This is a genomic window from Pseudomonas sp. 43NM1, assembly GCF_002836905.1.
In the GTDB taxonomy this organism is placed as follows: domain Bacteria; phylum Pseudomonadota; class Gammaproteobacteria; order Pseudomonadales; family Pseudomonadaceae; genus Aquipseudomonas; species Aquipseudomonas prosekii.
In genome coordinates this window covers 17,350-27,607 of record NZ_MKGS01000189.1, presented here as the reverse complement: position 1 = coordinate 27,607, position 10,258 = coordinate 17,350, and the positions used below count along the sequence as shown (strand labels likewise).

General features: G+C 61.0%; 9 protein-coding genes. 3 read left to right on the top strand and 6 right to left on the bottom strand.

Annotated elements, in window-relative coordinates; translation table 11 throughout:
- The 3 genes from BI292_RS24895 to creD form a co-directional block, all read left to right on the top strand.
- The coding region (locus BI292_RS24895; RefSeq protein ID WP_178076627.1) for a winged helix-turn-helix domain-containing protein at nucleotides 1–311 on the top strand (311 nt) is incomplete at its 5' end.
- A complete protein-coding gene (creC, locus tag BI292_RS24890; RefSeq protein WP_101209541.1) occupies nucleotides 311–1,729 on the top strand; it encodes a two-component system sensor histidine kinase CreC in 1,419 nt (472 codons plus the stop codon). The genes BI292_RS24895 and creC, both read left to right, overlap by 1 nt.
- Nucleotides 1,730–1,869: 140 nt before the next feature.
- Nucleotides 1,870–3,240, top strand: a complete 1,371-nt coding sequence (creD, locus tag BI292_RS24885) for a cell envelope integrity protein CreD (RefSeq protein WP_092277123.1) — start codon at nucleotides 1,870–1,872, stop codon at nucleotides 3,238–3,240.
- Nucleotides 3,241–3,485: 245 nt separating this feature from the next.
- Here the strand turns inward: creD and BI292_RS24875 are convergent, their stop codons facing one another.
- The 6 genes from BI292_RS24875 to BI292_RS24840 all read right to left on the bottom strand — a co-directional run bounded on the left by BI292_RS24875 (nucleotide 3,486) and on the right by BI292_RS24840 (nucleotide 10,125).
- Nucleotides 3,486–4,115, bottom strand: a complete 630-nt coding sequence (locus BI292_RS24875; protein WP_092277129.1) for a glutathione S-transferase — start codon at nucleotides 4,113–4,115, stop codon at nucleotides 3,486–3,488.
- A gap of 488 nt (nucleotides 4,116–4,603) precedes the next feature.
- The gene (locus tag BI292_RS24860) at nucleotides 4,604–4,783 is read right to left on the bottom strand and encodes a hypothetical protein (RefSeq protein ID WP_092277132.1); all 180 of its coding nucleotides are present in this window, start codon (nucleotides 4,781–4,783) and stop codon (nucleotides 4,604–4,606) included.
- The gene (locus BI292_RS24855) at nucleotides 4,780–5,922 is read right to left on the bottom strand and encodes a PepSY domain-containing protein (protein WP_101209539.1); all 1,143 of its coding nucleotides are present in this window, start codon (nucleotides 5,920–5,922) and stop codon (nucleotides 4,780–4,782) included. Before BI292_RS24855 ends, BI292_RS24860 begins: the two co-directional genes overlap by 4 nt.
- Nucleotides 5,923–5,999: 77 nt before the next feature.
- The gene (locus tag BI292_RS24850) at nucleotides 6,000–8,426 is read right to left on the bottom strand and encodes a TonB-dependent siderophore receptor (protein ID WP_101209538.1); all 2,427 of its coding nucleotides are present in this window, start codon (nucleotides 8,424–8,426) and stop codon (nucleotides 6,000–6,002) included.
- 212 nt (nucleotides 8,427–8,638) lie between these two features.
- Nucleotides 8,639–9,610 (bottom strand): FecR domain-containing protein, encoded by a 972-nt coding sequence (locus BI292_RS24845; protein WP_101209537.1) that lies wholly within the window; start codon nucleotides 9,608–9,610, stop codon nucleotides 8,639–8,641.
- Nucleotides 9,607–10,125 carry an RNA polymerase sigma factor gene (locus BI292_RS24840; protein ID WP_092277144.1) on the bottom strand — a complete coding sequence of 173 codons (519 nt, stop codon included), beginning with the start codon at nucleotides 10,123–10,125 and terminating at the stop codon, nucleotides 9,607–9,609. Before BI292_RS24840 ends, BI292_RS24845 begins: the two co-directional genes overlap by 4 nt.
- Nucleotides 10,126–10,258 lie beyond the last annotated feature (133 nt).

Genomic DNA, 10,258 nt, shown 5'->3' with positions numbered 1-10,258 from the left:
CCCCAACCCCAACCCCAATGCTGTTTCGCATCGACAGCGAGCGCGTGCAGATCAGCTATCGCGGCCAGTTGCTGAGCCTTACCCGCCACGAATTCCGGCTCCTGCAATGTCTGCTCGAACAACCCGAACGGGTCTTCAGCCGCGAACAATTGCTCGACGCGCTGGGCGTGCCGGCCGATGCCGGTTACGAGCGTAGCATCGACAGCCACATCAAAAGCGTGCGGGCCAAATTGCGCCTGGTGCGCGCCGAGGCCGAGCCAATCCAGACCCATCGCGGCCTCGGCTACAGCTACAGCCCGGGACACAGCTGATGCCGTTGGGAATCCGGATTTTCCTGGTCTATGTGCTGTTCATCGGCCTGACCGGCTACTTTGTGCTCAACACCGTGATGCAGGAAGTCCGCCCCGGCGTGCGCCAATCCACCGAAGAAACGCTGGTGGATACCGCCAACCTGATGGCAGAAATCCTGCGCGACGATTTCAAGGCCGGCACGCTCAATCAGAACCGCTGGCCGCAACTGCTCAAGGCCTATGGCGAGCGCGAGCCGAAGGCGAACATCTGGGGCTTGCCGAAAAATCAGGTCAGCCACCGCATCTACGTCACCGACGCCAAAGGCATCGTGGTTCTGGATTCCAGCGGCGTGGCGCTGGGCCAGGATTACTCGCGCTGGAACGACGTCTACCTGACCTTGCGCGGTGAATACGGCGCGCGCTCGACCCGCAGCATTGCAGAAGATGCGACCACCTCGGTGATGCACGTCGGCGCGCCGATCCGCGACAACGGCAAGATCATCGGCGTGGTCACCGTGGCCAAACCCAACAGTTCGCTGCAGCCCTACGTCGATCGCACGGAGCGGCGCTTGATCGCTTACGGCGCTGGGATGATTGTCCTGGGTCTGCTGTTCGGCGCGTGGCTGTCGTGGTGGTTGAGCGCGGCGCTGCGGCGTTTGACTGCTTACGCGCAGGCCGTCAGCGAAGGGCGCCGGGTCGAGGTGCCGCATTATCGCGGCGGCGAACTTGAGCAACTGGCGAGCGCCGTCGAGCAGATGCGCACGCAACTGGAAGGCAAGGCTTACGTCGAACGCTACGTGCACACGCTGACCCATGAATTGAAAAGTCCGTTGGCGGCGATTCGCGGTGCGGCGGAACTGCTGCAAGACGAGATGCCGTTGGCGCAGCAGCAGCGGTTCGTCAGCAACATCGACAGCGAAAGTGCGCGGATGCAGCAGTTGATCGAGCGCTTGCTCAATCTGGCGCTGGTCGAGCAGCGCCAGGGTCTGGAGGAACGGGTCGCGGTGCCGCTGGCGGCCCTGGTCGAGCAAGTGCTGGCGGCGCAAACGGCGCGCATTGAAGGCAAACAGTTGCGCGTCGAACAAGCGATTGCACAGGACCTGAGCGTGATCGGCGAACCGTTTTTGTTGCGTCAGGCATTCGGCAATCTGCTGGAAAATGCGCTGGATTTCACCCCGGTGGGCGGCGTGTTGCGCTTTAGCGCTGAGAGGGCCGGGGCGCGCGTCGAATTCAAACTGTTCAACCAGACCGAGGCGATTCCCGATTACGCGTTGCCACGATTGACCGAGCGCTTTTACTCATTGCCGCGACCGGACAGTGGACGCAAAAGCACCGGGTTGGGGCTTAACTTCGTCGAAGAAGTGGTCAAGTTGCATGGTGGGGACATGAGTGTGGGCAACGTTGAGGGTGGAGTTGAGGTGATGTTGCGCCTGGCTTAGGACCGAGTTGCGGGCCATCGCGAGCAGGCTCACTCCTGCTGGGTTATGTAGATGAGTCTCCACACACTCTCCACATTCCCCCCACAAAACCCTCACACGCCGCCGCCAGACTCTCCCTCATTCGAACAGGGAGAGACCTCATGAACCGTAGCCTGGCCATAAAACTCGGGGCGATTGCCCTGCTGATTCTGTTATTGCTGATCCCGTTGATGATGATCAACGGCGTAATCCAGGACCGTCAGCAATTGCGCGACGGCGTGCTTGAAGACATTGCCCGCAGCTCCAGCTACAGCCAGCAATTGAGCGGGCCGGTGATGGTGGTGCCGTATCGCAAAGTGGTGCGCACCTGGAAACTCAACGAAAAAACCAACGAGCGTTATCAGGAAGTCGGCGAAGAGCGCGGGCGGATGTTCTTCCTCCCTGAGCGCTTCGAGCTGGACGGCAACGTGCAGACCGAGCTGCGTGCGCGGGGCATTTATGAAGCGCGGCTGTTCCACGCCGACAACCGCATCAGCGGCAACTTCGCGATTCCCGAGCAACTCGGCATCACCGAAGATTTCGCCGATTACCAGTTCGATCAGCCCTTCCTCGCGGTCGGCATCAGCGATATTCGCGGTATCGAAAACGCGCTGAAACTGGAACTCGACGGCCAACGCCTGGACTTCGTGCCGGGCAGCCAAGTGAGCTTTTTGGGCGAGGGCGTGCACGTCATGCTGCCAGCGCTGGACCCCGGCAAAGCCACGGAACTGGCTTTCGGGTTTGACCTGCGTTTGCAAGGCACCGGGCAGTTGCAAGTGATCCCGGTCGGCCGCACCAGTAAAGTCTCGTTGTCCGCTAACTGGCCGCATCCAAGCTTTATCGGCAACTACCTGCCGGCTCAGCGGGAAGTCAGCGATCAGGGTTTCAGCGCCCATTGGCAGACCTCGTTTTTCTCTACCAACCTCGAAGAGGCGCTGGACAGCTGCGTAGTCGCCGACAAGTGTGAAGCGTTCAATGCGCGTAGTTTCGGCGTGAGTTTTATCGATCCGGTGGACCAGTACCTGAAAAGCGATCGGGCGATCAAATATGCGCTGTTGTTCATCGTCCTCACGTTCGCCGGGTTCTTCCTCTTCGAAGTGCTGAAAAGCCTGGCGGTGCACCCGGTGCAATACGCGTTGGTCGGTGTGGCGCTGGCGTTCTTTTACCTGTTGCTGCTGTCGCTGTCCGAACACATTGGTTTTGCCCTGGCGTACCTGGTGTCGGCGAGCAGTTGTGTGTTGTTGATCGGCTTCTACGTCTGCCACGTGCTGCGCAGCGTGCGCCACGGCTTGAGTTTTTCGGCGGGATTGGCGGCGTTGTACGGCTTGCTTTACGGCTTGCTCAGCGCCGAGGATTACGCGCTGCTGATGGGCTCGCTGCTGTTGTTCGGCTTGCTCGGTGTGTTCATGGTGCTGACGCGCAAACTCGACTGGTACGGGATCGGGCAAAAGTCGGCCAAGCCGTTGGCGTTTGATATTGGCGCGGTGCAATGAGCCGGCGGTTGGGGTTGCGGGAGGATCAATGCTGGAGGGAAAACCTGGTGACGCGGATTGTCGAGTTATTGCCTGTTGAACCGCGTTGGTGCCATCGCGAGCAAGCTCGCTCCCACATTGGATTTCTGCTGTCACCGCAATGGCATGAACAACCGCAAAACCCTGTGGGAGCGAGCTTGCTCGCGATGGGGCCCGAACAGTCAGCGAAGCATTAAGGCTTAGGCGTTGTCAAACCCCGGGCGTCGTTAAATCTTTGGCATGGTCGCCAGCATCGACGCCCGCTGACTTACCGCAAAAAACCACTCGGCCAGCTTCGGATTAGCCACGCGCCATTGCAGATCGGGATGGCGCAAATCCAGGTAACCCAAGGCACACGCCACGCTGATCGCCGCGACGTCGAAATGGCTGGTCAATTCGGCAATCGCATCGGCTTCCAACAGCGCCAGCGCACGACGAATCTTCTCGCGTTGGCCCTCAAGCCACTCGTCCCACTGCTTCTCCGGGGCGCGCAACGCTTGTTCGTAACGGATCATCACCGCAGCGTCCATGATCCCGTCGGCCAGCGAGGCCAGGGTCAAGCGCCGCCAGCGCGCCGGGCCTTCGCGAGGGATCAGCGGATTGCCGACGTGCTGCTGATCGAGGTAATCGAGGATCACCCGGCTGTCATGGATGACATTGCCATCGGCCAGGCGCAGGGCCGGGATCTTGCCCAGCGGGTTGTCTTCGCACAGCGCCAGGTCAGGGCTGACCGGCGTCAGTTGGCTGGCTTGCAACGCCACGCGCGCGGTTTGCCCAGTCTCGTGCAGCAGCACCATGACTTTGCGAACGAACGGCGAAGCGGGATTGTGGAACAGAGTCATGCTCGGGGCGGACATGGCAGCGTCTCGATCAGTGGCAGAGTGGGGCAGGATAGCTGATCGCGAATCCAGACCGGGAGGATCGCTGTTGCCCACAAAACCCGGCATCCACTGAAGATCCCTGTAGGAGTGAGCCTGCTCGCGATGGCGGTGTGTCAGTCAACATCGATGTTGGATTCTTAATTGCTATCGCGAGCAGGCTCACTCCTACATGGGATCAGTGTTGCCCACAAAACCCGGCATCCACTGGAGATCTCTGTGGGAGCCGAGCTTGCTCGCGATGGCGGTTTGTCAGCCGACATCCATGTTGAATGATGAATAGCTATCGCGAGCAGGCTCACTCCTACAGGGGATCGGTGTTGCCCACAAAACCCGGCATCCACTGAAGATTCCTGTGGGAGCCGAGCTTGCTCGCGATGGCGGTGTGTCAGCCGACATTGATGTTGGATGATGAATGGCTATCGCGAGCAGGCTCGCTCCTACAGGGGATTGGGGGAGCGGGGATATCAGCGGCGTCGCAGCAGGCCGCGCATGCCTAGCACGGCGGGAACGCCGAGCCCCAGCCAACTGAGCGCATCCCACAAGCCATCGCCCAACAGCGCGGCGAACAATCCGGCGGCGCTCAGCAGCGCGATCACTGTCGGCGTGGCGAAGACTTTCCAGAAGTTCGACTGGCGCGGCCTCATGCCGTTTGCTCCACGTTTTGCTCCACGTTTTGCGCGAGGCGTTTCGCCGCTTTGCGCCGCACCACCCACAGATAAACACCGCTGCCGAGGACGATAATCGTCAGCACATCGAGCACCGCCCAGAGGATCTTCATCGGCATGCCGCCGTAATCACCAAAGTGCAGCGGCTGCGACATGCCCATCGCGTCCATGTACCACGGGCGTTGCGCGACCGCCGTGACTTGCAGCGTGCTGGCGTCGATCAACACCGGCGTCAGCAAGTGCGAAGTCAGGTGCGTGCTGCCCTTCATGAACACCGCGTAATGGTGTTCGCTGGAGAAACGCGTGCCGGGGAACGCGATAAAGTCCGGCTGCATGCCCGGCGCCACGTCTTTGGCGATGTCGAGCAACCGCGTGGCCGGGACCAGTTGCGTCAGCGGTGGCTTGTCGCGGTACGGCGCGATCATCGCGTTGAGGCTTTCATAACGCCACGCGGCAATCAGCAGATCGGCGCAGGCACTGATCACCCCGGTCACGCCGACCACCAGCATCCACGTCAACGCCACCACGCCGAGCAAATTGTGCAAATCGAGCCAGCGTAGCCGCGTGGATTTGTCCTGGCGTACCGTGCCGAACTTCAAGCGGCGCATGAACGGCAAGTACAGCACGGTGCCGGAAACCAGCGCCGCGATGAACAACAACCCCATGAACGCCAGCAGCAATTTGCCCGGCAGCCCGGCAAACATGTCCACGTGCAGGCGCAGCATGACCATCATCAGCCCACCGTTGGCCGAGGGCATTTCCAGCGCTTCGCCGGTGCGGGCGTCGAGCATGAAGGTGTGCGACGAGTTCGGTTCGGTGTCGGCGGTGGGCGCCATGATCGCGAACATGCCGTTGGGGTCTTCCTCGTCGTAGCCGGCGTATTGCACAACTTCGCCGGGACGATGTTTTTCCGCCGCTTCGATCAACTGCTGCAAATTCAGCTGCGGCGTGTCGGCCGGCATCTGCTTCAATTCCGGCGCGTCGCCCAGTAAATGGTCGATCTCGTGATGGAAAATCAACGGCAGGCCGGTCAGCGCCAGCATCAGCAGAAACACTGTGCAAATCAGGCTGGTCCAGGTGTGGACAAAGGACCAGCGACGAATTGTTTTACTTTTCATTTCATTTCATAGCCTTCAGAAATACCAAAGCCGTCCACGGAGGACGGCTCAGTAATTGGGCGTATCAGCTCAAGCTTTTACCATTTGTAGGACGCGCTGGCGACGACGCTGCGCTGGTCGCCGTAGTAGCAGTAAAAGCTGTCGCAGGTCGAGATGTAATCCTTGTCCAGCAAGTTGGTGGCGTTAAGTGCCAACGATGCGCCTTTGAGGCTGTTGTCCAATCGGCCGAGGTCGTAATGCAGCGCCGCGTCGAACACCGTGTAGGCGTTGGCCTTGCCCAGCCAGGTGTTGCCCTGGTCGCCATAAGTGTTGCCGGTATAGCGGGCGCCGGCGCCGATGCCGAACCCGTCGAGCACGCCGTTGTGCCAGGTGTAATCGGCCCACAACGAGGCTTGTTGGTTGGGCATCAGTTGCAGGCGGTTGCCTTTGTTGTCGCCCTTCTGCACTTCGGATTTGGCCAGGGTGTAAGCGGCGATGATCTTCAGGTTGTCGGTGACGTCGGACACCGCTTCCAGCTCCAGGCCCTTGACCTTCACTTCGCCGGTTTGGCTGGTGATGGGCGTGGCGCCGACGGTGGTGGAGACCGAAACGTTTTTCTGCGTCAGGTCATACACCGCAGCGGAGAGCAAAGTCTTGCTGCCCGGTGGTTGGTATTTGATGCCCAATTCCCACTGCTTGCCTTCGGTCGGCTTGAAGCTTTCGGTGCTCGAAGCCGTGGCGCCAGTGGTTGGCTGGAAGGATTCGGCGTACGACAGGTACGGCACGAAACCGGAGTCGAAGACATAACTGATCGCCGCGTTGCCGCTGAATTTCTTGTCACGCTCGGTGTTGGTCGCGTCGCCCTTGTTGAAGAACTTGGTGCCGGTGTGCACCCAGTCTTCACGCCCGCCGAGGGTCAGGCGCCATTGGTCGAGGGCCATCTGGTCCTGAACGTAGAGGCCGGTCTGGTAGGTTTTCTGATCGAGGTCGTAGAAAGCGGTGGAGCGGTCCGGGCGCGTGATCGGCAAACCGTGCACCGGATTGTTTACATTGATCGCCGGCGCGGTGCCGAAGATCGAGGTGTAGTTGGTGTTGCTGCGCTGGTGATCGAGGCCCAGCAGCAAGGTGTGGCGCACCTCGCCAGTATTGAAATCGGCCTGGAAGTTGTTATCCACGGCGAACTGGCTGATGTCTTCGTCGACGATGGTCGTGCTGCGCCCGACGTTGCCGGCGTCGTCCACTTGGCTGAACGGATACGAACCGACGGTGATGCCCTGAAACGACAAATCCGACTTGGTGTAACGCAGGTTTTGCTTGAACTGCCACACGTCATTCAGACGATGTTCGAACGCGTAGCCCAACGCGTAGTAGGTGCGGTCGTAGTATTCCCAGTCCGGATCACCGAGGTTTTTGTGATGCGAGACGTTGCCGAACGGCATGTCGATCTTGGTGCCTTGCACCGGCAGGAACTGGCTGGTGATGCCGGTATCGTCGCGGGTGAACTGCGTGAGCAAGGTGAATTTGGTGTCTTCGTCGATGTTCCAGGTCAGGCTCGGCGCGATGTTGTAGCGCTTGTTGTCGACGTGGTCGATTTGCGTGCCGCTGTCGCGCAACACGCCGCTGAGGCTATAGAGGAACTGACCCTCTTCATCGATTTTGCCGGTGCTGGCGAAATTGATCTGGCGGTGGTTGTCGCTGCCGTACTGCAACTCGATTTCGCTGCTCTGCTCGGCACTCGGGCGGCGGCTGACCATGTCCAGCAAACCGCCCGGCGGAGTCTGGCCGTAGACGGACGAAGCCGGGCCGCGCAGCAGGGCGAGACGGTCGAGGTTCCAGGTTTCCTGTTTCGGATTGGCGTACGTGCCGCGCGGCAATGGCAGGCCGTCGAGGAATTGCGTCGGTTCGAAACCGCGCACGCGTAGCCAGTCGGCGCGGGTGTCGCTGCCGTAGCTGCTGGCGGTGATGCCCGGCATGTAGCGCACGGCGTCGTCGAGGTTTTGCACGCCGCGATCTTCCATTTGCTGGCGCGTGGCGACCGAAATCGAGCGCGGCGCTTCGACCAGCGCCGTATCGGTTTTAGTGCCGGCGGCGGTGCGTGTGGCGACGTAACCTTCGACCGGGCTCCAGGCGGTTTCGTAGTTTTCGACGCCGATGACCGCCGTTTCCGGCAGCGCCATTACGCCATCCGGCACCGCGACCAGGCTGTAAGTGCCGGTGCCGCTCTGTTCCAGTTGCAGCCCGGTGCCGCGCAGCGCCTCACGCAATGCGCCGGTCGCGTCGAACTGACCGTTGACCGGCGCCGAGGTTTTGCCCGCCGCCAGCGAAGGATTCAGCGACAGCGCGAGGCCAGCCTGGCTGGCGATCTGGTTCAACGTGCTGGCCAGTGGCGCGGCCGGCAGGTTGTAGGCGCGAACGCTCGACGCCTGTTCGGCAGCCAACAGCGGACTGCTGGCCAGCGGCGCACACAGGGCAATGGCAATCGCGAGCAAACTGGGGCGCAGCACGGTATCGAGCGAACGGGTCATACACAGGCTCCTGAATGGAAATATTTCTCAATTGCCTAGGTGCCGAACGAGAATGCAAAAGTGATAGGGCTGGATGAAAATAATTTTGATTCGTGATTTGCGGTGTGGCTGCTGGCCTCTTCGCGGGCAAGCCTCGCTCCTACAGGGGGAGCGTATTTCTAATGTAGGAGCGAGGCTTGCCCGCGAAGGCGTCCGACCAGACACCGCAAATCTCAGGGTTTGACGTCAGCCTTCGCCACGGTCACCCACCACGGCGTGCGCTGTTCGATCTGCACCGGCAAGGTCGGCAGCAGGGCGCTCAATGCTTTGTCGGTGTCGTGCAACGGAAAGCTGCCAGTGATGCGCAAATCGCCAATCTCCGGCGCCACGGCCAAATGCCCGCGCCGATAGCGCGCCAGCTCATTCACCAAGTCTTCCAGCCGCGCGTTGTCCACCACCAGCATCCCGCGCGTCCACGCATCGGCGCCGCTGTTGAGCGCCACAATCGGCCCCAGACCGTTGCTGCGCATCAGCACTTGCTGGCCTTCGCGCAGAATCTGTTCTTCCGGGCTCGACTCGGGATGCGCCGCCACCGCCGACTTCAGCACACTCAACCGCGTGACTTGGTCCTCACGTTTGACCAAAAACCGCGTGCCCAGCGCCCGCATGCTGCCTTCGCGGGTTTCGACGATAAATGGCCGGGCATCGCCATGAGCGGTTTCGACGAGGATTTCGCCTTCCTGAAGAATGATCAGCCGCTGCTTCTCATCGAAACGCACGTCCACCGCGCTGTGGGTGTTGAGGTTGATCTGCGTGCCGTCGGCGACGTGCAAGGTGCGTTGCTCGCCGGTGGCGGTGCGCTGATCGGCCAGCCAATAGTCGAGCGGCAGATAACGCTCGCCGGCAAACAGTGCCAAACCAAACACCGCAACCACGCTGGCCAGACCGCTGCCGAGCTTGCGCACGCGCCGCCGAATGCTTTCACGCGATTGCAGCAACGCCGCGCGGGCCGGGCCGTTGGCGACACTGAAGCGTTGGTCGAGCATGCCCAACTGGCGCCAGGCGCGGGCGTGTTCTTCGTGGGCGGCGTGCCATTTGGCGAACTCTTCGCGCTCGATCGGGCTGGCGCAATCCAGCGACAATTGCCAGGCAATCGCCGCGTCCAGCACATGCGCCGAAACCGGTTTGGAACTGGCCGGGCTCATAGCGGTTCTCCGTACAGCGCGATGTAGCACTGGCGAATTCCCTGGGCCAGGTATTGGCGCACACGCGGCACCGAAACCCCGAGTTTGCTGGCGATTTCGCCATGGCTGAGGCCGTCGAGACGGTTATAGAGGAACGCCGCGCGGGCCTTGCTCGAGAGTTTGCCGAGCAAGCGGTCGATGGCTTTGAGGTCTTCGAGGATCATTTGCTGCTCTTCCACCGACGGTTGCTCGCCTTCGGGGATCAGCATCAGTTCGTTGAGGTAGGCCTGTTCCAGCGCAGCGCGGCGGAAGTAGTCGAACAGCAAGCCTTTGGCGATGGCCACCAGAAACGCGCGCGGCTCGCGCGGCTCTTTCAATTGATCGCGGCCGAGCAGGCGCACGAAGGTGTCCTGGCTGAGGTCTTCGGCCCGTTGCGGGCACGCCACATTGCGTCGCAACCAAGCCAACAGCCAACCACGATGGTCGCGGTATAACGCACCGACGAGGTCGCTGTGGGGGCCTGGAATTGACGACACGAAGCTTCACCGATTAGGAAGTTTTAACTAACGAGAATTGTTCGCGATTGTGTCAGGAGCGGCAGAGGTAAGCAATTGGCGTTGGTCGGGAGACCGCGGCATAGATATTCAGGTGGACCGGGTTATCGTTCTT